Here is a 25,013-nt window from a genome sequence, read left to right as displayed (position 1 = left end):
ACAGTTTACTTTTGGCACAGTTCCAATGGCATAAAAACGGGACGCAAACCCTTGCCATTGCTCAATTCTTGTTTTTGCGCGAACTGTGCCAAGCTCCGCACTGTGCCGCACAGAAAGAAAATCCGCACAGTGAAACGTCATAATCCGGGCGATCATACCGCCACCTCTGGCGCGCATTCTTCGGCCTCTGGCGAATCGATTTCATCCTCTGGCGCGGGCTTCGGTACGGCACAGGTCGCCTCTGGCGGACACAGGCGGGCGCCACCACCGCGGTACGGCAAGCGCTTGATGCAGCCGTCGGATAGCATTTTCCCCGTCTGCTCTTCAAACCATGGGCGCGTCTTCTCGTGGAAGATTTCCGGCAGTTCAAAGCGGCGGGTGTGCAGTCCGTTGGCGCCGTGGCTCGCAGCGAATGAAGCACCATCCTGCCACCTTTCCCGGATGGCATTCAGCAGGGCGGCGCGTAGCGTGTCGCTGTCGTCGGTGCCAGACAGCATATTGAATTGCTGCGTTCGGTCTTGCAGGATGCCGCGGGCGTCGCGCACAAACACTGTGCGGTCGCGTCGGGCGTCGCCGTATTTCTTCGCCACGATGCCGAATGCAATTTTTCCCTCTTCGTATCGCTCCCCGAGAACGTCGCACTCTTTCTTGCCACCGTCGGCGGGCGGCCACATGACATAGGCGGCGCGGGCGGTGCCGGCAATCGCACCACTCCCGCGGATGGCTTCCATAGCGTCAAGTGCCGTCCGGATTTCCCGGGTCGAACCCTTCGCCACGTGATGCACCAGCAGCACACAGGCGCCGGTTGCCGATGCCAGGGCGGTTGCCTCGTTCATCAGCGGTTGTGTTGCTTCTACCGTGTTCGTGTCGCCGGTCGTCAATGCCTGGAGCGTATCCAGCAGAATCAGCCTCACGTCGGGCAGTTCGCGGATCTCCGCAACGAGGTCGCGCCATGCCTCGGTAGGCTTGAATTCCTTCGTGGTGCGGTCGGCCTCGATAATGCCGAAGTGCCCCACGTCCGGCAGAGACAGCACAAGCAGGCGGTCGGGCATGACGCCACCGCAGAGACTCCACAGGCGGCGGTGAATCTCCGGCTCGTCATCTTCTGCCGAGACATAGACGGCGCGGCCATGCGCGGCCACCTCGGCACCAAAGGAGTAACCCGGGCAGAGCGGGCCGGGGTAGCCTGCCACCTTCGCGGCCATGTCGAGAGAAAGAAAGCTCTTGCCGACGTTTGGCGGCGATGCGACAAGACAGCACACACCAAGCGGAAAGATTCCCCGAACAAGCCAGTTGACGGGCGGCGGCTCGCCGATGAACAGACGGGCGGCGGTGCGCTCCGCCAGGTTGAATCGTCGCTGCACTTCCTTGGGGCGCTCCAGAAGGGCAGTGACAGCCTTCAGCCCCTCGGCTTGGTGCAGGTCGTTCAGATCGAAGTTTTGCGGGCTTCCTGCGGGCAGTTCCACCCATGCGCCAGATACCTCCTTGGCGATTGCGGCACACTGGTTTTCCTTGCCGGAGTCCGACACCACCACCAGCCGGGCGCCAGGGTATCGCTCGCGCAAGGCCTTGGTCACCGATGCCATGCGAGCGACTCCAAAGCAGCAGACAGCCGGTGCACGCGTCGCCTGATGCGCGCTCCATGCCTGCCCGATGCCCTCAGCGATGTAGATCGGGTGTCCTTCCCGGAAAGGGCCACCGACGATCAGGCAGGCGTCGGGCGGCAACTTGCAGCCCGGCAGGAACAGCTTCTTGCCGTCAGTCGGTACGAATTGCAGGCTCACCACTTCGCCGGCCAGTGTCGAGCACGGCAGCACCAGCGAACCGGCGCAGGCTTGCCCGGCAATCATCAGCGGGCCGTGATAGACGCGCAGGCCATCGGGCAATCCGCGCTTTCGTTCGATGTATTCCTGGTCGATGGGGGCCGGCTCGCAGCCGTTCCACAAGGCGCGCGGGTCATGCGGCGGGGGCTTGGGCTGCTCTGGCGCCTTGCGCCTCTCTTGGTGCGATTGTGGGCGTTTGGCGGGCGCTTCGGCGCCATCAGTCCAGCCGGCGGCGCGCGCAGCATGGAACAGCGAACCGGCGCCGATAGCGCCTTCCTTGATGCTTCGCCAGACTGAGCGGCATTCGGCCTCGCTGCTGTAGTTGCGGGCTCTGGCGCTCCAGTCGTGGAAGTCCTCGAAGTCCAGCCCGGCAGCTTTGGCGCCCATGGCGGTCTTCACCCAGGCGTTGTGGTCGGTGCCGGCGTCGAGGAACATCAGCGCAGAGCGGGCGCGCTCGATTTCGGCGATAGGGTCGCGGCTCATGCCGGCAGCCCTCCTGCAAGCAACGCAGCGCACGTCACGGCCAGGGCGAGAAGTCCGGCCAGTGTCGCGTCAATGACACCTCGCTGGCGCGGGCAAATCCGGAACAACTTCTGCCGAGTCCGCAGGCCGTCGACGTGCTGCTCGTTGATGGTGCGCCAGGTCGGCTTGACGGCTGGCAGATCGTCGCGGACACGGGCGATTGCGGCCCAGAACAGCGGCCTGTCAGCTTCGGGGTAATCGAGCGCTCCGACGATCTCGCCGGCCATGATGCGGGCCTTGATCGCGTCGGGGGTGATAGAATTCGGCCTGTCTTTGGCGCTCTCGATTGCTTGGCGGTCGGGGGCGTTTCTCATTTAGGCGCCCTCGCCGGTGGCCAGGCGCTTGGCCTTCGCTTCGGCCTTGGCGCGGATATGCGCAGGCACCTTCAATGCGTTGGCAGCCTTGCGTGCTGCGTGTGCGTCGATCTGCGCGGCGTCGGGAATCTTGACGGCCTTGCCTGCGATCAGCGCGTCGACTTCAGCCTCGTCCCAAAGCAAGTGGTTATTGGCGAGCTTGACGGGAACCATGCCGAGATAATGCCCGTTGCGGCAATACCCGGCGCGCCATGTCTGCGGCTGATTCCGCATCCTCTCGGCGCCTTCTTCGGTTGTGATTTTCGCACCCGGGCGAATGCTCGGTGCTGTATTGGCGTCTTTCATTTAACTGTACTCCAAGAAACCCGTTTGCACGGTATGGAATGCAGTTCAAATTACGGCACGTGCTCTAGGCTTTGCCGCCGGTATTGAAAGCCAGCAATTGCAAGGGCTGCCGGCGTGCTTGCCGGTATTGATGCCGGTATGTTGTGCCGGTATTGATGCCGGCAGCGCGTTTACCGATACTCTTGGAGCTTCTCCCACTCGGGCAGCCAGTCAGCAAAGTACTTGCCAATGAATGAGACTGCCGCCTTCTGATTGGCATATTTCTTACTGACAATGCAATCCGCAAGTTTGGCGGGATTCCAGAGTGCAGACGCCTTGCCGGGCGAGCCTCTTGCAGTGCGGGCGGGCTTCAGCCATTCCGGCACGTCAGACAGGGCAGTAGAAAGGCTCTCTTGGTTGAACTGTCCAAATAGCGGCCAATCGACAGCTAGAATCTCCTCCTTGGGTATGCCTGTAGGCGTTACCTCTGGCGCGGCCTTCTCTGGCGCTCCAGAAGGGACGGCGGCTTGCTCAGGCGCGTCGATGTAGAACTCGTCGCCCACAGTTGCCGCCCAAGCGTTTATCGAATCAAGCGTCGAGAATAGGACGAGGCAGTATGAAAAGTTCTTTTCTGTCTCTGTTGCGCCAGGGTTGGACCAAGCGTCACATGTCCATCCGTCATCGCGTGCTCTTTCCAGTATCTCGTCGAATGTTCCAGGAAGACCTATTTCGTCAACAAGATGAATTCGCCCGGCGCGAGCCGCTTCGACAAGCCCTCGCACCATTTGCCGTGTGAAGTCCTGATAAGTGAGCTGATCAAATGGAACACCGCCCTTGGTGGCCTTCGCACGCGCCGCACATTGAGCAACTGCGCCCAGCGGAATGGGATCGTCGTTTTCAGCCGTCGGCACTTCTGCGGGATCGGACTTTTTGAAAAACGGCCCATTACCAGCTAATTGATACGTATGGCGAGTCCGTGTCTTCTTGAATTGCCATTTCAACTGAATACGCATAGCGCCCCTTTCACGCTTCGCCCTTGATTCAGGATGCCGCGCCAGCCGGGCAAGGGTTCCCGGTTTTCTCCCCGTCGGGATAGGCGCGGCATTGGTGGGCCTCTGACCGCGATCAGCCGGGCCAGGTCGGAGTGCTACCGCGATATACCACGGGTGGCCAGACGGCCAGGCCAGGAGTCCATGCAGGCCTGAAAGCACAGCCGGGACTCGCGCTGCTCGATCTTGCGGACGGCGGATTCAAGGCTGTTCGCTTCGACGTAGAGGACGCGGGCCGGCCGCCTGCAGGATGGCTTCGGCGCGCTCGACGGCATTCCATGTCTGTTCCCTGCGCTGCATCGGCGGCAGGCCGTCGATCTGCGATCCCATCCGACCCGCTCACCGCGGTCGATAGACAGGCGGCGCGTTTTGGATGTAGATCCGGTTGTTGACCTGCTGCGGCTCGTCCATCCCGCACGCCGAATACATCCGCCGCCTCGACGCGCCGATCACCGCCGCGTCCTTGCGATTCGAGCTGGAGTCGACATCGTAGCTCCACTGCGCCTCCTTGCACTCCCGGCTGTTGCGCGCATCCGCCCGCAGATCCGCGCTGGTTCGCCCCGTCACCGGCGCCGCCCCCCGCTCCGCCGCCGCGATCATCTGCCAGTGCTCCGCCGTCAGCGCCAGCCCCTTCGCGCGCGACAGATCGCCCGACCCGATCGCCTCGGCTACCTTCGCGTCGAGCAACCGCGCCTGCCGCTCTTGCGTCGAAGGCTGCCCACTAGGTGGCGCCGATGCCGTCGCCGGCGGCCCGCTATCCGCCGGTGCCGCAATTACCCGCACCTCGGATTCACCCCGGCGGCACGGCGTGTCGCTATACGACGTCGCCCCGCCGCCCGGCGCCCGGCACTTGTAGTAGATCGTTTGCGCCTGGCCGTCGGCCGGCAGACCGAAAGCAGCCACAACGGCCGCCGCAAACAGAAACCGGTGCATCATGTCCAACCCCCCAGAAAATCGCGCGTCCGCGCAAATCATCATCATAACCTCACTCGGGTAGGTCGGTTTGGTCAGGGTGGCGGTGTTTGCGCACGTCGTCGCCCGCTTTGCCTGAACCCTTCAGGCGGCGGTGATAACCCGGAGTCCGGGCCGCGAATCTTCGGCAGGCTGCTCGATACCGGCTTCGTTCAAGATCCATGCCTCAATCTTGGTATGCCACTGGCGCAGCAGGTCAAGCGGGCGAACGCGGTAATGCTTCTCGGCGGTCGCACTCGGTTTGTGCCCCATGATTTGCGCAGAGACACCAGCCGGACACTCTACCCACTCCGCCAAGGTGCCAAACGAGCGGCGCAGACCGTGAATCGAGAGTGCAGGCAGGCCAGCGGCGGTCAGGGCTTTGTTGTGCATAATGCGCGGCTCCTGAAGGCGTCCGGATGCCGCGGCGGGGCTGCTGAATACCCATTCATTGCGGCGTGGCAGACAGGCCAGCAGCGAAGCGACGTAGGGCGTCAACGGAATCGTGCGCGTGCCCTCTACCTTGTCGCGGATCGTCATCGCCTTCCACTGGAAGTCGACATCTTCCCACCGGATGCCGGCCACCTCTTCACGGCGCGCGCCAGTCAGCAGGGCAGTTTGCAGATAGGCGGCAATGACCGGGTTCCCGATCTGGCGCACGGCGGCGAACCACGCCGGCAACTGCTCACGCTGCAAACAATCATCCTTGGCGGATTTTTTCGGCAGTTCGTCGCGGGCGATGCGGGCGATGCAGGCGTCCTTGTGCGCCTGGTCGCGGTACTCGGGGCGGTCGGCGCACCAGTTCAGGAAGGCGCGCAGCAGGCCAAAGGCAAGCCGGGTATGTGTCGGGCGCTTGGCTGATTCATCCTGGAGCCAGACGCGCACTCGGTCAGCGTCGATCTGTTCCAGAGGAAGAGCCAACAGCGGGCGCAGGATGCCCGGCAGGGTCTTGTCACTCTCGCCGGGCCGGCGTCCTTGGGTGCGCGGTTCGCCGCCTTCCTTGCTCACAGTCGCATGGTCACCGAGATGGCTTTGACTCCACCGCGGGGAACGTGCTTCGATGTACTTCTGCCATGCCTCCATTGTTGGCGCGGCGATGCGCTTCGCCTCTTCGGCCTTGGCAGCGGCGGCCTCGATGCGGTCGCGCTTCTCTTGGCGCGGGTCTATCCCTTGGTCGGTCATCGCTTGCAGGCGTCGGGCCTCGTCGCGGGCCTTGGCCAGCGTCCACACTCGGGTGTCGCCAATGGTTACGCGGACAGTTTGCCGGTTCAGCTTGGATTCAAAGATGAACGACTTGGCGCCAGCGGTCGCGCGAACGGCCAGCCGCGGCGCGTCGGTGTCCCAGGTGAAGGATTGCCCGGCGCCCTCGGGCAGGGCCAGGCGGCGGATTCGGTCGGGTGTCAAGCGTTCGCGGTTCATGGTGTCGGCTCCGGGTTTGGCTACACCGTGGCTACATGGCGATTCCGTGTAGCCACCATGTAGCCATTTTACAGTAATCCGGCTCAACGTCAAGCAATGCCTATTTGCCTAAGTGGCTTGTTTTCAATGGTTTTTGCTATCTTTTGTGCATACCCTTTAATGTGGAAAAATGCCTAGAAGTTTGGATTCATAACCCATAGGTCGGTGGTTCAATTCCACCCATCACCACCAAAGTTTTCAAGCGGCCGCCAGCGATGGGGGCCGCTTTCTTTTTTGGTTGGGGCAGCGGCGGGCCAGCAACTGGCAGGCACGATACGGAAAACTGCTTCGGCTCGTATCCCGTCCACCACAAGCAACCGGGGCCGATGGTCACACGATGACGCAAGGCGATGAGGCCCTGCGCCTGTCAGGCCGCGTGAGATACGCCTGCCTTCCCAGAATCCAGCATGCAAGCCTCGTGCACCACATGCGCAGCCGATCGAGCGGTGGCACCCCGTAATGCTCCTCGACAGTCGCCTTCGGTAGGTAGCCCATGCCCCCCGATGGCCGGCCTACCCAACGCGCACCAGGCCCGTTATCCTGACAGTTCTAATTCCGGGGATTGACCAGCGGCCCGGGTCTGCTGGTCGGCAAGCATCGCCAGCCACTCGCCGGCCTCGATGAAAGGCCGCGCCGAGCGCTCCGCTCTGGCGCGAACGTAAGCACCCTCGATGGCCGTCAGCACCAGGCTCGCGAACGACCTGGTGCGATCATTGTCGCCAAGGTCGAAGTGCGCGGCGATCAGCGCCGTCCATTCGGAGAATGTTCTACCCAGCACATCCTGGAGTGCCTGAAGATCCCCGTCGAGATCCAGGCTCACCGTGCCCACCGCGCAACTCTGATGGAAATCGCCCTGCTCAACACGCCGGGCAAAGGCGCTGAACAGCGCGCTGACCCTGGCGCCCGGCTGGTTCTCGCTCGCCAACGCCTGATCGATGAAAGCCACCACCCGGGTCGAATAGACGGCGAGGGCTTCGGTCGTGATCTGCAACTTGCCCTGTGGAAAGAAGTGGTAGACCGACCCCTTCGGGGCGCCGCTGACGCGGACGATCTCGTTGATGCCGGCGCCGCTCAGTCCGGAACCGCGCATCAGGGTGATCGCCGCCTCGACCATCCTGGCGCGGCTGCCGGGTTCCGACTTGCTGTTCATGTTGACTCTTTAGCTAGACCAGTCTATATAATACCACAGGTCTACAGTGAAAGGAGCAAGCGATGAACGAGAGTGCCTCCGAAATCCGTTCGCAGGTCGGCGATGCCGAATGGCGGCTGCGCGTAGACCTTGCGGCGTGCTATCGACTGGTCGCCATGTTCGGCTGGGACGATCTGATCTTCACCCATATCTCGGCCCGCCTTCCCGGGCCCGAGCATCACTTTCTGATCAATCCGTACGGCTTGATGTTCAGCGAGATCACCGCGTCCAGTCTGGTCAAGGTCGATCTCGACGGCAAGAAGGTGGTCGACAGCCCATACGAAATCAATCCGGCCGGGTTCATCATTCACAGCGCCGTTCATGCCGCCCGCGAGGATGCGCAATGTGTCCTGCACGTGCACAGTGTCAATGGCGTCGCGGTGTCGGCACAGCAGGATGGGGTGTTGCCTTTGTCCCAGCACTCGATCTTCGTGCTTTCGTCGCTTGCTTACCACGACTACGAAGGCGTTGCGCTGGAGGAGGACGAGAAGCCGCGGCTGGTTCGCGACCTCGGCGACAAGCGCTTTCTCATGCTGCGCAACCACGGCTTGCTGACGGTCGGGCGATCGGTGGCGGAAGCCTTCGTGGCGATGTACTTCTTCGAGACCACGTGCATGATCCAGGTACGCGCGATGGGTGGCGGGCAAGCCTTGCGGCGCATCAGCCAGCACATCCTGGACGGCGCACAGACGCAGTGGGAGCTGGTGACACGCGGTGCCGGCGGTGGTCTGGCCTGGCCGGCATTGCTGCGCAAGCTCGACCGGGCAGATCCCGGCTATCGCAACTGAGTATCCCCCGGTCAGGCCGTTGCCCATCCGGCGAGGAGCGGGCGGTGGATCGCCTGTCTGTCCGGACGCTCGCCACGGGTGTTCGCAAGGGATGACTTAGCCGGGCTGGCTTGAATGATCCGCGATCGGCAGCTCCGACTCCGGCTTGTTCAATGCGTGCAGAACCTTGATCGCGGCATAGGCATCGTTGGCTGCGTAGAGGAGTTGATTGGGCGTCAGATTCGGCATGGCCCAGTTTGACGTGGTGACGCTCCGCGACTTTCTGAGCCGCTGATTGAACATGATGGCCACCGCCGCCCGCACCCCTACTGCCTTCCGATAACCGTCAAGACGGAAGACCGCGGTCAGATCAAGCACCGATCTTGCCGTAATGCCAAGCTTCCTTTGCAGCCCCTCGCGATCGGACTTGAGCCCGAAGCCGACCTTGACCAGGTTGGGCGCCTCGAGCAACTGGCCAAGCACCTCGCGGCAGTCGACGCGATGCAACTGGAAGATGTACGCCGTTTGCAGCGTCGTGAGCTGGACGACGTGCGGGCCTTGCGAGACCTCGCCTTTCCTGAAGGTCGGCCTGGACTCCGTGTCAAAGCCAAGAAAGCGATGCTGCGCAAGATCAGCCGCAGCGGCGGCGAACTCCGCCTCCGTCTCGGGGACGCGGATTCTTTCGAGCGGCAAGCCGGGGAATGGCGCCAGGAGCGCCATTTCGGTTGTCGTCGGAGCTTCGCGTGGGTCTGGCATGCTTAAACCTTTCAAGAATAACCGTGGGGGCAAACGCGGCGGTGAGGAAAGGTTAGTATTCGTCACCCCATTTCCCAGGAGACTAGAGATCATGACCACGCTTTTCAGTCCGCTCAAGTTTGGAGCCCTGACTGCGCCGAACAGGATTTTCATGGCCCCGCTGACCCGCTGCCGGGCCGATGCCGAGCACGTCCCGACGACATTGATGAGCGAATACTACGCCCAACGAGCGACAGCCGGGTTGGTCATTGCCGAAGCCACCATGGCGATGGAGAACCACTCCGCATTCTGGATGGAGCCCGGAATCCACTCCCCGGCCCAGGTCGCCGGCTGGAGGCGGACCACCGATGCGGTGCACGCCGCCGGCGGCCGAATGTTCCTGCAGATCTGGCACGGCGGACGTGCTTGCCATCCGCTGCTGAACGGTGGCGCCCAGCCGGTTGCCCCGAGTGCGATTGCGATCACCGGGGACGAGGTGCTCACACCGCAGGGCAAGCAGCCCTACGTCATCCCGCGCGAACTGAGCGACGATGAACTGCCGGGCATTGTCGCCGGCTTCAGGAAAGCGGCGGAAAATGCCCGGGCAGCCGGCTTCGATGGCGTTGAAGTCCACGGCGCCAACGGTTACCTGCTCGACGAGTTCCTGCGTGACGGCGCCAACAAGCGCTCGGGTCCCTACGGCGGCTCGCTCGAAAACCGGGCTCGCCTGCTGTTCGAAGTGATCGCAGCCGTCAGTGACGTCTGCGGCGCCGACCGGGTCGGCCTGCGCCTGTCGCCGCTCAACAGCTACAACAGCATGATCGACAGCAACCCGATCGGACTCGCCACCTGGCTTGCCGAGCGCCTCAACGACTTCGACCTCGCCTACCTGCACGTGATGCGCGCCGATTTCTTCCGGCAGCAGAGCGGTGACGTGCTGACGCCTGTGCGGGCGAACTACAAGGGGACGCTGATCGGCAACATGGGCTATACCGCCAGCGAAGCGGCGCAGGCCATTGACGAAGGAAAGCTCGATGCGGTTTCTTTTGGCACCAGCTTCCTCGCCAATCCCGATCTGCCGGCGCGAATCAAGGCGAGCGCTGCGCTGAACAAGCCGAATCCGGCGACGTTCTACACGCCGGGACCGGAAGGCTACACCGATTACCCGGCGATGGCCGCCTGAGTCGTCGCGCTGTGAACAACCTCTTCGCCAACATTCCTCGCGACCTGCCCGAAGAACTCTGCGAAACCCTGGCCCGGAGCGACGCCGTCCGGATCGAACGTATCGTCTCCCGCGGCCACGCCTCGCCTGACGATTTCTGGTACGACCAGGAACAAGACGAATGGGTGCTGCTTGTCCATTGCCCTACGCGGTCCGACCGGGGTGCCCCGCAGCCATCACCTCGCGGCGATGGCCGGCCGCGCTTCACCAACCGACTGGCCTGGAGAGCAGCCCCTACCTGCTGCAGCACGCGCACAACCCGGTCAACTGGTTTCCCTGGGGCGACGAGGCGTTCACCGAAGCGCGGCGGCTCGGTCGCCCGGTCTTTCTGTCGATCGGCTATTCGACCTGTCACTGGTGCCACGTCATGGAGGCCGAGTCCTTCGAGGACGAGGAAATCGCCCGCTTCCTGAACCGTCATTACGTCGCCGTCAAGGTCGATCGCGAGGAGCGTCCCGACATCGACGCCGTCTACATGAGCGCCGTGCAGCAACTGACCGGTACCGGCGGCTGGCCGATGAGCGTCTGGCTGACCGCCGCGCGCGAGCCGTTCTTTGCTGGCACCTACTTTCCCGCCGCGCGACGGCGTTCGCGGCGCGCAGCGCGGCTTCCTGTCACTGCTCTGCGCCTTGTCCGACACTTTCAGCGCGATCCCGAGCGCGTCGGCCAGGCGTCGGCGGCACTGGTGGAGGCGATTCGCCAGGACATGCAGGGCACCGCCGCTGCACGGCGCCAGCGACCAACGACTTGCCTGGATGCCGCGAGGTGATCGACGCCACCGTCGCCCATTCAAACGCTCCTTCGACCCTGTGCACGGCGGCCTGCGCCGGGCGCCGAAGTTTCCTTCGCACGTGCCCGTGCGGCTGCTCCTGCGGCATCACCAGCGCACCGGCGACGCCGACGCACTGCGCATGGCGACCTTGACCCTGGAGAAGATGGCGGCGGCGGGACTCTACGATCAGCTTGCCGGCGGCTTTCATCGCTACTCGACCGACGCGCAGTGGCTGGTGCCGCATTTCGAAAAGATGCTCTACGACAACGCCTTGCTGGTCGTGGCCTACGCCGAGGCCTTTCAGGTCACCGGCCGCGCCGACTTTGCCCGCGTCGCGCGTGAAACCTGCGACTACGTCCTGCGCGAGATGACGGATGCCGCGGGCGGCTTCCATTCGCGACCGACGCCGATTCGGAAGGCGAAGAAGGACGCTTCTTCGTCTGGAGCGAGGACGAGATCGGCGTGAGCTCAATGAACTGGGAAGCAGCGACACAAACCGCCACTTCCTCGCCCACTATGACCTCCGCCCGAGTGGCAACTGGCAAGGGAGCACCATCCTCAAGGTTCTGCGGCCCGAAGAAGCCTCCTGGGCGGCGCTGGCGGGTGCCCCGTGCTAGATCACGCTTTTCTCGCCGCCGGCCGGATCGATCTCTACGAGGCGACCTTCGACCCGCGCCACCTGCGCGAAGCGCTGGCTCTGACCGAGGCAACCGAGCGTCTGCTTGCTGATCCGGCGGGCGGCTGGTACATGAGCAGCGACGAGCAGGAGGCGCTGATCGCGCGCGCGAGACCCGCCTACGACGGCGCCGAACCGTCGGGAACATCAGTCGCCCTGATGAACGCCCTGCGTCTCGGGCTTTTCACTGGCGAGGATTGCTGGCGGCAAGCGGCCGAACGCGGCCTGCTCGCCCACGCCGCGGTGCTGCGCCAGCGACTGGCCGCCATGACCGAGGCGCTCCTGCCCCTCGACTTACTGGCCGCCACGCCGCTCGAGATCGCAGTCGTCTGGCCTGATGGCACGGCCGATGCCACCGCCCCGCTGCTCTCGGTCCTCCGGAGGAAGTTCCTGCCAGCGCGCGCGCTCCGGCGCCCGGGAATCGGCAGTCGAATCGCTCGCGAGTTCGATCCCCTTCCTTCGCGGAAAGGTGGCGCAAGCGGGTCACCCGACTGCCTATGTCTCTGCCACCACGGTAGCTACCCTGACAGCTCGATTGAGATTTTGGTGACAGTAACCAAGTCTGCATCCGTCGAATACGGCACAGCATTTCAGCAAGCGGGAGTGCGCGATGAGAAATGGCGTTCCCGGGGTCGTTTTTCCTGAGGGCTGCTTACCCGCTGCTTGCAGTACCGACGTTCAGCGCCGAGGAAACTCAGCCTGAACCTATCCGGTCAATCCGCCGGATTCCAGGCCGCTTGTAGACGACGGCTCGATACGGCGCGTGCCCCATGGTCCGGTGGGTTACACCCTCAGCCAGTCATGTGATGGCTTTGCCGCGACGGATTGGCACCCCGAAGACCACACCCCCAATTCGGAATATGGCACGTGGACGCAAGCCGGACGTCTTTGCCTGCCGCTGGTGCCATCGAGGGTTCTTCGAGCCGCGTTAGCCACGCGTCTGGTATCAGGAATTTCTTCCTTCCGATAGTCCGCCAGGTGGTCGATGGCAAAGTATTCACGGGCATACTTAAAGAGATTTTCCGAGGCTAACGCTGCGCGCCAAGGTTGAGCGGAGCAGCGGCGAACCGCTCCGAGCCAACTCAACACGCGCAGGCTTAGCGGTTCACCTCCCGCCGGCTTGGTCAGCTGGCTAAGGCCTTCCGGATTAAGATTGTCTTAATCATGCTGAAGGATGATGCGCGTCTCAGCCACGAAGCCAGCTTGGGGGGCTTCGTGCTCCCGGCGTTTCGGGCAGGTGCATGAAAGCTCGCACTGGCAAGCACTGACCCGTCCGCTTTTTTTGGCCCGCGTCGGGGGCAAGCGATTGCACGATTCCCGGTTGTCATGAGATCGCCATCGCCTTCCGGCAGGTTCGTCAGCAAGGCCGATGCCAACTGAACGGCCCAGTCGTAGCTGCGTACTGGCCGCGGTAGAATAAAAAACGCCTGAACCGAGAGAGACCGAGCCATGAATACACATAACGACGCCCCGGAAGTCTCTTACGATGACCCCGGACGGCACGCCATGACCCAACGTGTCACCTGGGTCAGTGTGGTGGTCAATATCTTCCTGACTGCTGCGCAGGTGGTCGCGGGTATCATCTCCCACTCACAGGGTCTGATCGCTGACGGATTGCATTCGCTCTCGGACCTGGTCTGTGACTTTCTGGTCCTCTTTGCCGCCCATCACAGCAAGGATCCTGCTGACGAAAGCCATCCCTATGGGCACGGTCGCATCGAAACCGCAGCGTCGTTTGCACTGGGGGCGATTCTGGCCGCGACCGGTGCCGGCATTATCTGGAGCGCCGGGGTTAAGCTGCAGGACGTAGACAATCTGCCGCCGGTAGCGCCGCTCGCGCTGTGGACGGCCATCCTGGCGTTGGCTGCGAAGGAAGGGCTGTTCCGCTATATGCTTCATGTCGGTGAGCGCTTGCGCTCGCCAATGCTGATAGCCAACGCCTGGCATGCCCGCTCCGACGCTGCATCGTCCCTTGTCGTGGCTCTCGGCATCGTGGGCAATTTGATGGGCTACAGCTTTGCCGATTCGGTGGCGGCAGTGATCGTTGGCTTCATGATTGTCCGGATGGGGGTGGTGTTCGCTTGGGAGGCTCTTCAGGAACTGATCGATACCGGGCTGTCGGTCGAGGAAGTTGATGGCATCCGTCAGGTGATAGTCGACACCCCCGGGGTAAGCAGTCTGCATGAGTTGCGCACCCGTCGCATGGCGCATCGCTCACTGGTCGACGCCCATGTCTGTGTCGATCCGAGGATCAGCGTCTCGGAAGGTCATCGGATTGCCGAGGTCACGCGAAAACGGGTACTCGAAAGTCACTCGTCCGTATCTGATGTCCTTGTCCATATCGACGTCGAGGATGATCTGGACCATGACAGCAAGAGCCAGAACACGCCAGACCGAAGCGACCTCATTAGACAGTTGGCCCCCGTGCTCTCCCAGCTGCCTGAACCTCAGCGAGTGGTCCTGCATTATTTGGGTGGCCGGGTGGAAGCCGAGGTCTATCTTTCCCGGCAGGATTTCGGCGACTCTGCTGCCGGCCGCGGGGTTGAACAGGCGATCGGTCGGTATCTGGCAGAGAATCCGCTGGTCAGTTCGCTAGCGATCAACCACAGGCGGCAGATCTTTCCTGTCCGAGATTGACCGATTCCCGAAGCAGCACCCGCTCCTTCAGGGCAAACCCTCACATCTCTCCGTAACGACCCTGGCACAACAAGGGGGCTCGCTTTCTCCAGCCAGTTACTTGGTCTGGGCAAGCCTCTGCTCGATCTTGGCAATCGGAATTGCGCCAGGAATACGTTCCCCGTCTGCAAAGAAGATCGTCGGTGTCCCGGTTATCGCCAACTTGCGGCCCATCTCGATGGTTTTCTTGACCGCCGTGGTGTCACAATCACCCTTACCGCCAGGCGCCTTGCCTTCGATCATCCACTCATTCCATGCCTTGGCCCTGTCGGTGGCACACCAGATCTGATTGGACTTCTCCAGAGAATCCGGCGACAGGATGGGGTAGAGGAAGGTGTAGATGGTCACGTTTTCGAGTTTCGCGATGTCCTTCGCCAGTTTCTTGCAGTAGCCACAGTTCGGGTCTTCGAAGGTTGCGAAAACACGTTTACCGTCGCCACGAACCTGCTTGACTGCAAGTGCGAGCGGCAAGTCCGCGAACTTGATCGCGGTGAGTTTCTGCATCCGCTCATCAGTCACGTTCTTCATCGTCTTGCCATCGACCAACGCACCAATGAGCAGCGCGGACACCTTTTCGTCGGTGTAGACGATCTGGCCATCGACGTAGACTTCGTAGAGGCCCAGATAGGGCGTCTTGGTGACACTGGTCACCGTGCGCGCGAGCTTGGTTTCAACAGCCTTCTTGATGACGGCAGCTTCGTCCGCCAAGGTCGGCAGACTCATTGTTGCGGCGAGCGCGAGCGGCAGCAGTTTCCTATGCATCAGTGGTTTCTCCGGTTGAGTGGTATGGGTACTTCAAAAGGCGCCGATTGCGTACCGCACAAGAAAGCTCTTCAAGGGTGGCAAACGATTGGTCAGGTTCATTCCGAAATTGCGCAAAGGCTTGAGCCCGGGGAAGTCCTTTGCGAAAAGGTGGTGGAGCGCATGCGTAGCGGCTTGCATGCTCAGGGTTTCCTCACGCCGTTCTCGCTGATAGCGACGCAGGAGGCGCTCGCTGCCGATGTCCTGCCAGTCGGGCGAGGCAGCCAGCAGAGCAGCGAGAGCCTTTGCGTCCTGGTAGCCAAGGTTGATGCCATGTCCGGAAAGCGGGTGAATGCCGTGCGCGGCGTCGCCAAGCAGGGCAAGCCGCGGCGCGATGATCCGTGGCAGGTAGGTCAGGCGAAGCGGGAAAGCGGCCGCTGGAGTGAGAAGCTTGAAGGTGCCAAGCTCATTGTTTCCGGCGGCTGCAACTCTGGCGCAGAGTTCTTCTGCCGAGAGGGCCAGCATTGCCCTGGCGTTTTCGTCGGGGGTGGACCAGACGATGGAGACGCGGTTGCCCGCCATCGGCAGCCATGCCAGCACCCCGTCACAGCGAAACCACTGCCGCGCAATGCCACGGTGAGGATGTTGGCATTCGAAATTGGCGACCAGGCCCATTTCGCCGTAGGGTGTGCTGATCGCCCGCAAGCCAAGTGCCTCTCGAACCCAGGAGTCTCGCCCGTCGGCGCCGACTACCAGTTTGGCTGACACATGGTTGTTGTCGTTCAGCGTCAGCACCGCGGTTGCCGAGGTCACCTGAAGGGCTTGCGGGGCCGCCGGGCAGTGCAAGGTGAGGTTCCCCTGACGCTTGACGCTTTCCCAGAGTTCGCAGGCCATCAGCGAGGATTCAAGAATCCAGCCAAGCTCCTCCACGCCCGCTTCGTAAGCCGAGAAATCGAGCTGTGCACCGCCGTCGCCAAAGACTCTCATGGAATGTATCGGCGCAATGCGCTCAGGCGCCATGTGCTTCCAGGCGCCAATGGCCTGCAGGAAGTCGGCGTTGGCTGGGGAGACTGCGTAAATGCGCGCATCCCAGTCAGGTGCGGGACGTGGTGGCCGCCGCTCGACCAGGGCAATCCTGAAGCGCGTATCGCCCAGGGCAGAGGCCAGCGCGAGACCCGCGAGGCCGCCGCCAACGATAAGGATATCAAACTCCGTGACTTGCATGCCTTGGAACTCAGGGAAGTGAGACTTATGCCTGGACGGACCAGGAATTTACACGCGAAGGGAAGGGTGTTAAAAGCTAACCATCATGACTGCACTTGCCAGACTGCCTTGCGAGCTCTATTTTCCGGCAATTCTTCGCATGGAATGCGATTCACCAATCGACGCGCTGGTCGCGTTGAGCATACCACGTCAGGAAGCGATGGACCTCGTCGCCGCTTCCTGGGGAAATCGTGAGCCGAACTGCCTTATTGCCACTACTGACGGCGGTCGCCCAGTCGTCGTGCTGCTCACTCGGGAAGGGCGCTGGGCAGCTTGCAACGCTTTCCTGAACCATCCTTGCGAAACCTATCAGGAGGCGGATCGATTCCTGAGCAAAGTACTCAGACGCCACCACCACGGCTACGTGGCCTGTATTCCGACCAGGCATACGGCATTGGCTGCAGGAAGCGAAGCGCGCTTGGGATGCCCTGCTCGTGGTATGAAGTGAAGAGCCTCCAAAACGCCGCCAAAGGGCACCCGCATTTTTGAGGAATCGCCCGCCGGTACGACAGACGGCCAGACAGGCGAAAGTTTGCCCCCTATGTTGCGTCGGCCTTGAGGCACTCGCTCATGAACTTCTTGCGCTCGTCACCTTTGAGCTGCTTGCTGCCGGCCTCGCTGTTGCAGCGCTTCATTTTATCCTGTTGAGTCGCATTCGCTGGCTTTGCGCCGAGGCACGTACTCATGAACTGCTTGCGCTCGTCGCCCTTGAAACCCTTCTCGCCCGCCTGTGCGTTGCAGGCCTTCATCTTTTCCTGCTGTGCCTTCTGAGCTGCTGTGGGTTCCTTCTTCTCTTCGCTGGCAAAGGTGCCGCCGGCAGCAAACGCAAGAGCGACGATGGCGATTACGGCTTTCATCTGGGTTTCTCCTTTAGAGGTTGGGGAAGTGTGCTGATTAGGCCACTGCTACAGGTCTTCGTCAAGAAGCGCCTGCTGCTGACGGTTGATGAAATCTCCCATACTGTCGATGCCGCGTAGCTGGAGGATGCTGTTGCGCACGGCAGCCTCAAGGAGCACTGCAATGTTCCTTCCGGCGGCGACTGGAATGACAACCTTGCGTATGGCTACGCCAAGGATGTCCTGAGATTGCGCGTCGAGAGGCAGCCGCGGACCATCCGTGCCACTGAGCGGCCTTTGCAGATGAGCGATCAGCTTGAGCCGCATCTTCCGGCGCGAGGCAGTTTCGCCGAAGATGGTGCGAATGTTGAGCAGCCCAAGCCCCCGCACTTCGAGGTAATCGCGCAACATGCTCGGACAGCGCCCCTCGATGGTTGTTGGCGCAATACATGCCAGCTCGACGACGTCGTCGGCGACCAGGCCGTGGCCGCGCGAGATCAGTTCCAGGGCCAACTCGCTCTTGCCCACTCCAGAGTCACCGGTAATCAGAACACCCATGCCGAATACATCCATCAGGACACCGTGTACCGAGGTGGTACCGGCCAGCCGACGGGAAAGATAGATGCGCAAGAGTTCAATTACCGCCGAGCAGGGCTTGGGACTAACGAAGAGGGGGGTTGACGTTGTCTCGCATGCCTCACGAATCGCCGGCAAGATTTCAACGTCATCGGCGATGATCAGGGCTGGTGGCTTGGCGGCCATCAGTTCCTTGATCTGAAAGCGCAAGCGATCTGCTGTTACCCGACAGCCCCAGGCGTTTTCCGCTCTGCCGATCACCTGTAGCCGCTCCGGATGGATCAGGTTGAGGTGACCGACGACATCGGCGCCGAAATGGCCCTGCTCCTTGAGCTCGATCTGTCGATCAACGCCGACGGCGACGACCCACGAGAGCTTCAGTTTGTCGCGGTGGTCCTCGTAAAGTTGGGCCACACTGAACTGGCGCTGGGTGCTCATTCCCCGCTGGCAAAAATCTGGCGGATGCTGTTCGCGTCGGCGGCCTTGCAGAGCGCGTCGCGACAACTTCGGTTGGAGAAGTGCTGCGCCAGCTCAGAAAGAATCTGCAGGTGTTGTTCGGTCGCCACCTCTGGCACGAGCAGGACGAACAGCAGCGAGACCGGCTTGCCGTCGGGGGAGTCAAACGGTACCGGTGCCGCCAGGCGGAGGAAAGCACCGGTGGCGTCTCGCAGCCCCTTGATGCGCCCATGCGGGATGGCAACACCTTGGCCGAGACCGGTCGAGCCGAGCTTTTCCCGGGCAAACAGGCTGTCGAACACCGTGCTCCGAGCGATACCAAGATAGTTTTCGAAGAGCAGCCCCACGTGCTCAAAAACGCGTTTTTTGCTGCTCGCGTCGAGATCAAGAATGATGTTCTCAAGGGGTAGTAACTGGGTGATCTGGCTCATGCGGTGAAACCCGAAAGGGGGACGTGGATCAATGGACTCAGGCAATGAAGCACCCGGACGGGCTCAACTGCCGACCCGGCCGGGCGGGCTACACCGGGATCACTCGGCAACGATGTGGTCAGTGATCTTGTTTCCGCGATGGTGATCCTGCAACTTCTGCTTGTACTTCTGCACCTGGCGCTCAAGCTTGTCTACGAGACCATCGACAGCTGCGTAGAGGTCCTCATCGACTGACTCCACATAGACATCCTTGCCAGCGAGATGGACCGTCACTTCGGCCTTCTGATTCAGCTTGTCCACCGACAGAATCACGTTAACGTCTATCACGTTATCAAAATGACGAGTGATCCGTTCTAGCTTGCCGGTAACGTAATCGCGCAGCGCTGGCGTGATCTCGAGGTGGTGTCCACTGACTTGCAGGTTCATGATGTGGCTCCTTCTTTCTAAATGGACTTGCGTAAGTTGACCGGCGGGATACTGAGCGCTTCACGGTATTTTGCAATTGTTCGCCGTGCGACGACAATGCCCTGCTGACCAAGAACCTCGGATATCTGGCTATCCGAGAGAGGCTTGTTGGGCTCTTCCGCGCTGATCATTTGCCTGATCAGCGCACGAATGGCCGTTGCTGAACACGCTCCGCCAGCGTCCGTGCTGACGTGGCTGCCAAAAAAATACTTCAATTCAAAAATCCCGCGTGGTGTCGCCATGTACTTCTGGGTGGTCACCCGCGAGATGGTCGATTCGTGGAGGCCAAGCACTTCGGCAATTTCACGTAATACCAGCGGCCTCATCGCGACTTCACCGTGATCGAGGAACTGCCGCTGACGTTCCACAATAGCCTGCGCCACACGCAGGATCGTGTCAAACCGCTGTTGTACGTTCCTTATCAGCCAGCGGGCCTCCTGCAGTTGGCCGGCAAGGCCGGAGCCACGCTGCCGGGACAGAATCTGGGCATAGAGGCTATTGATCCGCAGACGGGGAAAGGCATCCGCGTTGACGTTTACCAGCCACTGGCCCCGCACTTTGCGCACCACCACGTCCGGCGTGATGTAGCGCGTGTCAGGAGAGGCATAGGCAGCACCAGGCCTCGGATTCAGGCTGCAGATCAGAAAGTGTGCGGCGCGCAGAGTATCGTCGTCACAACCCGTCTGCTTTCTGAGCTTCGGAAAATCGTGGTTGGCAAGCAGTTCCAGATGGTGGCGGACGATCTCTTGGGCCAATGTACAGGTGCGGTCAGCTGGCAACGTTGCCAGTTGCAGCGAGAGGCACTCCTGCGCGCTGCGCGCACCAACGCCGCTGGGGTCAAAGTGTTGCAAGTGTTTTAGTGCGATCTGCAATTCTTCGGGGTCAATCTCGAGTTCCGCCGGCATCGCCTCAGCGAGTTCCTCGAGCGACAAGGTCAGGTAGCCATCGTCGTCCAATGCCTCAACCAGACAGCGAACCAGCACACGGTCACGGTCGGGAATGGTCATCAGGCCAAGCTGCCACAACAGGTGCTCACGCAGGGAGATTGTGGCCGCTTGTACGTCCTGATAATCGCTGTCGCCGTCATCGTCGTCAGGGGAGGCGGACGAGCCAAAGGAGGTCACGTGGTCGTCGAGCCAGCCTTCCTCGTCTGGCGAGGCGCTCTCGCGTTGCTCATCGGCCGTGTTCGGCTCCGGGGATCCGTCACGACTCGCGTCGCTCTGCTGCGCCCCAGACGGAGGATACTCCTCTGCACGTTCTAGCAACGGGTTGTCGAGCAGATACTTTTCCAGCTCATGCTCAAGTTCGAGCGTCGACAGTTGCAGCAATCGGATTGATTGCTGCAACTGAGGGGTCAACGCAAGATGCTGGGAGAGTTTGAGCTGGAGGGATGGTTTCATGTACGGAACCGGATGAGCCGCCGCATTGGCATGGGAAACTGCCCGTATGGTTCTCGAATTATGGCTGGAGGGCCGTCGGGTTCATAGGCGGAAATTCTCGCCAAGATAGACCTTTCTGACGTTTTCATTATAAATGATTTCATCGGGACGGCCAGAGGCAAGGACGCGGCCCTCATTGATGATGTACGCATGGTCGCAGATACCCAGCGTTTCACGAACGTTGTGGTCGGTAATCAGTACACCGATCCCGCGTTCCTTGAGAAAGCGGATGATCTTCTGGATGTCGAGCACGGCGATCGGATCTACGCCAGCGAAGGGTTCGTCAAGCAGAATGAAACGTGGCCCGGTGGCCAGAGCACGTGCGATCTCGACTCGTCGCCGCTCCCCACCGGAAAGCGAAGTTGCGGGGTTCAGCCGGAGGTGACTGATGTGCAGTTCTTCGAGCAGGCTTTCCGTGCGCCCTTCGATTTCGTCCGGAGGCAGCGGCTGAAGTTCGAGCACAGCCTTGATGTTTTCGCTGACCGTCAGCTTGCGAAAGACGGAAGCCTCCTGCGGCAGATACGAGAGCCCCAGTCGGGCACGCCTGTGAATGGGCAGATGCGTGAGCTTCACGCCGTCGAGATGAACGTCACCGCCATCACAAGCGACCAGACCGACCACCATGTAGAAACAGGTTGTCTTGCCGGCGCCGTTGGGACCGAGCAGGCCAACGACTTCTCCGCTGACCAGGTCAAAGGAAACATCGTGCACCACCGTACGTGACTTGTAGCGTTTGTTCAGGTTATGGGTAGAAAGAGTGCTCTGCTTGTCTGACATGGTCACTATTCTTCACTATTGGTGTGTAGCACGCGGCGAATGGTTTCAGCAGAAAAGCCTCGCCCCGCGAGGAAGCGGATTTGACGAGCTCGCTCGGTTGCGTCAGCGACGGCGGCAATCGGCTGGCAGCCAAACCGACGTTCCCAGACCCGTCGCGCTCGGGTCAATTCGTCTTCGCCGGCAGCCAGCGCTGCCTGCACCAATTCGGTCGACACACCCTTTACCCGCAGCTCGTGCGCCAGGCGCGCGTCACCAAGGCGTCCTGCGCGGGAATTGATTCGTGTGCTGGCGTAACGCTGATCGGAAAGCAGATCGCTTGCCGTCAACTCGTCGACCAAAGCTGCCAGTTGTTCTGGCGATTCGGCGAGGGGCGCAATCTTGGTTGACAGTTCTTGGCGGGTATACTCGCGATGCGCGAGCAAGCGCAGAGCACGTTCGCGCAAGGCATGCTGCATGGCAGGTCCCTTAGGCAGCGGTGATCACCGTCGGCGATGGCACGTTTACCGCGGCGCGGATCCTGGCCTCGATTTCCCTGGCGATCTGCGGTTTGCTTCTCAGGTAATCACGGGCATTGTCCTTGCCCTGTCCAATTTTTTCACCGTTGTAGGCATACCAGGAGCCTGACTTGTCGACCAGTTTGTGCAGCACGCCGAGTTCGATGATCTCCCCTTCCCGGGAGGTTCCCTCGCCGTAGAGGATGTCGAAGATGGCTTCGCGAAAAGGGGGCGCGACCTTGTTCTTCACAACCTTGACGCGGGTTTCGTTGCCGATCACTTCGTCACCCTTCTTGATGCTGCCGATACGGCGGATGTCCAGACGCACCGATGCGTAGAACTTCAGGGCATTGCCGCCGGTGGTGGTTTCAGGGCTACCGAACATGACGCCGATTTTCATGCGGATCTGGTTGATGAAAATCACCAGCGTATTGGTACGGTTAATATTGGCCGTAAGCTTGCGTAGCGCCTGGCTCATCAGGCGAGCTTGCAGACCAGGCAGGGAGTCGCCCATCTCGCCTTCGATTTCTGCCTTTGGAACAAGCGCAGCGACCGAGTCGATGACCACTACGTCGACACTCGCCGAGCGCACCAGCATGTCGGCGATTTCCAGAGCCTGCTCGCCGGTATCGGGCTGCGAGATGAGCAACTCGTCGAGGTTAACCCCAAGCTTCTGCGCATAGGCTGGATCAAGGGCATGCTCGGCATCGATGAAGGCCGCCGTCCCGCCGAGCTTCTGCATTTCAGCAATCACCTGCAGGGTCAGTGTAGTCTTTCCAGACGATTCGGGACCATAAATCTCGACCACGCGCCCGCGCGGAAGTCCGCCGATGCCCAGGGCGATGTCAAGTCCCAGTGATCCGGTGGAAACCACCGGGAGGTCATTCACGACGCTCCCTTCACCCATTCGCATGATCGAGCCCTTGCCGAACTGCTTTTCGATCTGTGCCAACGCTGCAGCCAGCGCCTTCGACTTGTTGTCGTCCATTGTTGCCTATCCCTTCTTCTTTATTGAGCGGAATTATCCCACGTTCGAACGTACTGAAGATGCCAGTATCAGCATTGCCATGGTGCTGTGATTATATACAGCACTGGTGAAATGACCAATACCGACGAACCGGCTGGTGCGGCTCTCAGTCGTGATGTGCCGCGTCAGATCCGGCGCGTGCGGGAGCTTTCCTGGAGGTCTATCAGAAGCAGCAACTCACGGACGGTGCCGAGAGAAAAGCCTTTTCGCTCTCCATTGCGATTGTCGCGAAGGAGCTTGTGCAGGTAGGCGAGACACTGAGGGGAATCCCAGATGCGCGAAACCTCGCTCCTGATGTGCGCCAACTTTCCAATCGCAGGCAAGCGAGCCAGGAGTTGCTCAATCGATGCCGTTTGTCTCTCGCTGTTGGAAATGACCGGGTTTGCAAGTCCCGCCGCTTCCTCCCACGCTGCCGGAGCAACATTGAAATTGCGCGCTAACTCCACAGCCAGGGCTTCGAAAGCTTCACGCTGTTCGTTCTGCCGATAAATCTGAAGCAGCTTGAGCCAGGGAGTCACCGCTGCCACAGGCTTGTGCTCGACAAACTGTTCCAAAGCCTGTTCAGCCCCTTTGAGGCGACCGAAGGAAATCATGATCTCGGCGAGTTCGAGCACCGCCGTCACCTCATCTTCGTCTCTGCTTATCTGGAGCTGGGCGGACACAGCGACTGGAACGTCCGGAACGAGAAGAGTCTCAACTGCCGGCTCCCTTTCGGTAACGACCGCCAGACGGTCGGGGTGCCGGAAAGTTTGCAGTTCCCAGCCGGCATCATCGCTGGAATCGACGGCCGGTGCCGCGGGCACCGCAATTTCCTGCCGGATCGCGCCCTTGCCGGATCGGCGGCGAAGGAACCAGGTCAAGCCAGCAATCAGCCCGAGCAACAAGCCTGTCTCAAGCCACCAATCCGGTTCCTCGCTGGCTCGCGTGGCAGTATCTGCTGCCACCTCCGATAGCGGCTTGCGCCCAGGCTCGGCGGGTCGTGTGGCCGAGGTCACAGCCATCGCCGCCCCTTCCGACGCGATCGTGGGCCGATTCTGCCCTTCGGTCTGCTTCTGCCCTTCGATCCTGTGGTGCAGTTCGTTGAGCGTTCGCTCAAGCCGGCGCACCTGCTCAGCGACCGCCAGTTGCTGTTCGGCCTGAGTGTGCAGCGCCGACAGCAGCTTGTACTCGATGCGGAGTATCGAGCGCTGGCTCTCGCTCGTCTTGCTCAGGAGGTGTGTCGAGAGCCTGGTACTCAGACGCAACGGCCGGTCGAATCCGGGTCGGTGGTCCTCGCTGTCGGCGCCGCTGGAAAGAAACAGGCGGTCGGTTACATTGCCCGCACTGATCGGGCTTTTGACAGGCTGTCTTGCCGGGCGCGATGCTGGCAGGCTTGGTGTTGCCGGACCGGGCCTGACGGTCACGACGGTGCTGCCGGGTGGCGGCGCATAGCGGCTGTCGGGGATACCATGCAGTGAGCCAGGCGGCGGCACCAGACGGGAAGTTGATTCCTCAACGGACACACCGCGGACAGCAGGCAGTTCCACTGACTTCAGCGGCGCCCTGCTCGTGGGCGGATCAATCAGCAGCAGGTAGTTCCGCACGACCTCGGCGCCACATCCCGCACGCAGGCTAACCTGCAGCAGCGGTTCGTTGATCACTTCGCCGGAAACGATGCGCAAACGAAATCCGCCCCCGCCCTGCTCAACAGTCAGCCGGCCGCGCGTGAGCATCGGGACGTCGGCTTCGCCGGCATACCCAAGCCGAAAACACTCGGCGACGGGACGCTTGTTTGGCGCGGTATCCAGAAGCTGAACCTCCGCCTCAAAGTGAGAACCAAGGCGCGAAAGCACGGTCATCTTGCCGAGGCCCACGGCCTCAACCTCTCCGGCAGGCAAGCACAGGATCGGCAGCAGAAATGAAACAACCCGGAAAAAAGGAGGGCTTACGAATCCGAAGCGCATTGGGCGGGAGGAAAGGCACGTTTAAGTGGTTAATTTTATTACAAAGCGCTAGCAATTGCCCGAAATAGCCTACGAGACCTCGACTGC

General features: G+C 61.4%; 27 protein-coding genes. 7 read left to right on the top strand and 20 right to left on the bottom strand.

Annotated features, from left to right (window positions below):
• Nucleotides 1-152: 152 nt before the first annotated feature.
• From V5B44_RS05715 to V5B44_RS05680, 8 genes are all read right to left on the bottom strand, one after another.
• Nucleotides 153-2,306 (bottom strand): AAA family ATPase, encoded by a 2,154-nt coding sequence (locus V5B44_RS05715; RefSeq protein ID WP_332358141.1) that lies wholly within the window; start codon nucleotides 2,304-2,306, stop codon nucleotides 153-155.
• Nucleotides 2,303-2,659, bottom strand: coding sequence for a hypothetical protein (locus V5B44_RS05710; RefSeq protein WP_332358140.1), 357 nt, complete (start codon nucleotides 2,657-2,659; stop codon nucleotides 2,303-2,305). The genes V5B44_RS05715 and V5B44_RS05710 overlap by 4 nt, the downstream gene beginning before the upstream one ends.
• Complete coding sequence (locus V5B44_RS05705; RefSeq protein ID WP_332358139.1) at nucleotides 2,660-3,004, bottom strand: hypothetical protein; 345 nt, start codon at nucleotides 3,002-3,004, stop codon at nucleotides 2,660-2,662.
• Between the two features lie 170 nt (nucleotides 3,005-3,174).
• On the bottom strand, nucleotides 3,175-3,996 hold the full coding sequence (locus tag V5B44_RS05700; protein WP_332358138.1) for a hypothetical protein: 822 nt from the start codon (nucleotides 3,994-3,996) through the stop codon (nucleotides 3,175-3,177).
• A 237-nt stretch (nucleotides 3,997-4,233) separates the two neighbouring features.
• Nucleotides 4,234-4,362, bottom strand: a complete 129-nt coding sequence (locus tag V5B44_RS05695; RefSeq protein ID WP_332358137.1) for a hypothetical protein — start codon at nucleotides 4,360-4,362, stop codon at nucleotides 4,234-4,236.
• Nucleotides 4,363-4,371: 9 nt separating this feature from the next.
• Nucleotides 4,372-5,013 (bottom strand): DUF4124 domain-containing protein, encoded by a 642-nt coding sequence (locus tag V5B44_RS05690; RefSeq protein ID WP_332358136.1) that lies wholly within the window; start codon nucleotides 5,011-5,013, stop codon nucleotides 4,372-4,374.
• Nucleotides 5,014-5,088: 75 nt separating this feature from the next.
• A complete protein-coding gene (locus V5B44_RS05685) occupies nucleotides 5,089-6,402 on the bottom strand; it encodes a tyrosine-type recombinase/integrase (RefSeq protein ID WP_332358135.1) in 1,314 nt (437 codons plus the stop codon).
• Between the two features lie 574 nt (nucleotides 6,403-6,976).
• Entirely contained in the window at nucleotides 6,977-7,591 is a 615-nt protein-coding gene (locus tag V5B44_RS05680) for a TetR/AcrR family transcriptional regulator (RefSeq protein WP_332358134.1), read from the bottom strand.
• A 62-nt stretch (nucleotides 7,592-7,653) separates the two neighbouring features.
• Here V5B44_RS05680 and V5B44_RS05675 point away from each other — a divergent pair, with 62 nt between their 5' ends.
• On the top strand, nucleotides 7,654-8,418 hold the full coding sequence (locus tag V5B44_RS05675) for a class II aldolase/adducin family protein (protein WP_332358133.1): 765 nt from the start codon (nucleotides 7,654-7,656) through the stop codon (nucleotides 8,416-8,418).
• A 96-nt stretch (nucleotides 8,419-8,514) separates the two neighbouring features.
• On the opposite strand, the gene V5B44_RS05670 is transcribed toward V5B44_RS05675, so the two are convergent.
• Entirely contained in the window at nucleotides 8,515-9,153 is a 639-nt protein-coding gene (locus tag V5B44_RS05670; RefSeq protein ID WP_332358132.1) for a 3'-5' exonuclease, read from the bottom strand.
• 91 nt (nucleotides 9,154-9,244) lie between these two features.
• Here V5B44_RS05670 and V5B44_RS05665 point away from each other — a divergent pair, with 91 nt between their 5' ends.
• The 5 genes from V5B44_RS05665 to V5B44_RS05640 all read left to right on the top strand — a co-directional run bounded on the left by V5B44_RS05665 (nucleotide 9,245) and on the right by V5B44_RS05640 (nucleotide 14,439).
• The gene (locus V5B44_RS05665; RefSeq protein ID WP_332358131.1) at nucleotides 9,245-10,315 is read left to right on the top strand and encodes an alkene reductase; all 1,071 of its coding nucleotides are present in this window, start codon (nucleotides 9,245-9,247) and stop codon (nucleotides 10,313-10,315) included.
• A 160-nt stretch (nucleotides 10,316-10,475) separates the two neighbouring features.
• Complete coding sequence (locus tag V5B44_RS05655) at nucleotides 10,476-11,123, top strand: thioredoxin domain-containing protein (protein ID WP_332358130.1); 648 nt, start codon at nucleotides 10,476-10,478, stop codon at nucleotides 11,121-11,123.
• 88 nt (nucleotides 11,124-11,211) lie between these two features.
• Nucleotides 11,212-11,592, top strand: a complete 381-nt coding sequence (locus V5B44_RS05650) for a hypothetical protein (RefSeq protein ID WP_332358129.1) — start codon at nucleotides 11,212-11,214, stop codon at nucleotides 11,590-11,592.
• 144 nt (nucleotides 11,593-11,736) lie between these two features.
• Entirely contained in the window at nucleotides 11,737-12,447 is a 711-nt protein-coding gene (locus V5B44_RS05645; RefSeq protein ID WP_332358128.1) for a hypothetical protein, read from the top strand.
• Nucleotides 12,448-13,251: 804 nt separating this feature from the next.
• Entirely contained in the window at nucleotides 13,252-14,439 is a 1,188-nt protein-coding gene (locus V5B44_RS05640) for a cation diffusion facilitator family transporter (protein ID WP_332358127.1), read from the top strand.
• A gap of 96 nt (nucleotides 14,440-14,535) precedes the next feature.
• Here the strand turns inward: V5B44_RS05640 and V5B44_RS05635 are convergent, their stop codons facing one another.
• Entirely contained in the window at nucleotides 14,536-15,240 is a 705-nt protein-coding gene (locus V5B44_RS05635; RefSeq protein ID WP_332358126.1) for a DsbC family protein, read from the bottom strand.
• Between the two features lie 33 nt (nucleotides 15,241-15,273).
• Nucleotides 15,274-16,443 carry a UbiH/UbiF family hydroxylase gene (locus tag V5B44_RS05630; RefSeq protein WP_332358125.1) on the bottom strand — a complete coding sequence of 390 codons (1,170 nt, stop codon included), beginning with the start codon at nucleotides 16,441-16,443 and terminating at the stop codon, nucleotides 15,274-15,276.
• A gap of 85 nt (nucleotides 16,444-16,528) precedes the next feature.
• Here V5B44_RS05630 and V5B44_RS05625 point away from each other — a divergent pair, with 85 nt between their 5' ends.
• Nucleotides 16,529-16,930, top strand: coding sequence for a hypothetical protein (locus tag V5B44_RS05625; protein WP_332358124.1), 402 nt, complete (start codon nucleotides 16,529-16,531; stop codon nucleotides 16,928-16,930).
• 91 nt (nucleotides 16,931-17,021) lie between these two features.
• On the opposite strand, the gene V5B44_RS05620 is transcribed toward V5B44_RS05625, so the two are convergent.
• The 9 genes from V5B44_RS05620 to V5B44_RS05580 all read right to left on the bottom strand — a co-directional run bounded on the left by V5B44_RS05620 (nucleotide 17,022) and on the right by V5B44_RS05580 (nucleotide 24,836).
• Nucleotides 17,022-17,339: a PsiF family protein gene (locus V5B44_RS05620; RefSeq protein ID WP_332358123.1), complete on the bottom strand. Its 318-nt coding sequence runs from the start codon at nucleotides 17,337-17,339 to the stop codon at nucleotides 17,022-17,024.
• A 48-nt stretch (nucleotides 17,340-17,387) separates the two neighbouring features.
• On the bottom strand, nucleotides 17,388-18,332 hold the full coding sequence (gene hprK, locus V5B44_RS05615) for an HPr(Ser) kinase/phosphatase (protein WP_332358122.1): 945 nt from the start codon (nucleotides 18,330-18,332) through the stop codon (nucleotides 17,388-17,390).
• Nucleotides 18,329-18,781 (bottom strand): PTS IIA-like nitrogen regulatory protein PtsN, encoded by a 453-nt coding sequence (ptsN, locus tag V5B44_RS05610; RefSeq protein WP_332358121.1) that lies wholly within the window; start codon nucleotides 18,779-18,781, stop codon nucleotides 18,329-18,331. Before ptsN ends, hprK begins: the two co-directional genes overlap by 4 nt.
• Nucleotides 18,782-18,880: 99 nt before the next feature.
• Nucleotides 18,881-19,207 carry a ribosome hibernation-promoting factor, HPF/YfiA family gene (gene hpf, locus V5B44_RS05605; protein ID WP_332358120.1) on the bottom strand — a complete coding sequence of 109 codons (327 nt, stop codon included), beginning with the start codon at nucleotides 19,205-19,207 and terminating at the stop codon, nucleotides 18,881-18,883.
• A gap of 17 nt (nucleotides 19,208-19,224) precedes the next feature.
• A complete protein-coding gene (locus V5B44_RS05600; RefSeq protein ID WP_332358119.1) occupies nucleotides 19,225-20,646 on the bottom strand; it encodes an RNA polymerase factor sigma-54 in 1,422 nt (473 codons plus the stop codon).
• A gap of 81 nt (nucleotides 20,647-20,727) precedes the next feature.
• Entirely contained in the window at nucleotides 20,728-21,462 is a 735-nt protein-coding gene (gene lptB / locus V5B44_RS05595; RefSeq protein ID WP_332358118.1) for an LPS export ABC transporter ATP-binding protein, read from the bottom strand.
• 5 nt (nucleotides 21,463-21,467) lie between these two features.
• Nucleotides 21,468-21,905 carry a regulatory protein RecX gene (locus tag V5B44_RS05590; protein ID WP_332358117.1) on the bottom strand — a complete coding sequence of 146 codons (438 nt, stop codon included), beginning with the start codon at nucleotides 21,903-21,905 and terminating at the stop codon, nucleotides 21,468-21,470.
• A gap of 22 nt (nucleotides 21,906-21,927) precedes the next feature.
• Nucleotides 21,928-22,944: a recombinase RecA gene (gene recA / locus V5B44_RS05585; protein ID WP_332358116.1), complete on the bottom strand. Its 1,017-nt coding sequence runs from the start codon at nucleotides 22,942-22,944 to the stop codon at nucleotides 21,928-21,930.
• 164 nt (nucleotides 22,945-23,108) lie between these two features.
• Nucleotides 23,109-24,836 (bottom strand): type IV pilus assembly protein FimV, encoded by a 1,728-nt coding sequence (locus V5B44_RS05580; protein WP_332358115.1) that lies wholly within the window; start codon nucleotides 24,834-24,836, stop codon nucleotides 23,109-23,111.
• Nucleotides 24,837-25,013 lie beyond the last annotated feature (177 nt).

The organism is Candidatus Accumulibacter necessarius (genome assembly GCF_036625085.1).
This window is presented reverse-complemented; position numbering and strand designations above follow the sequence as displayed.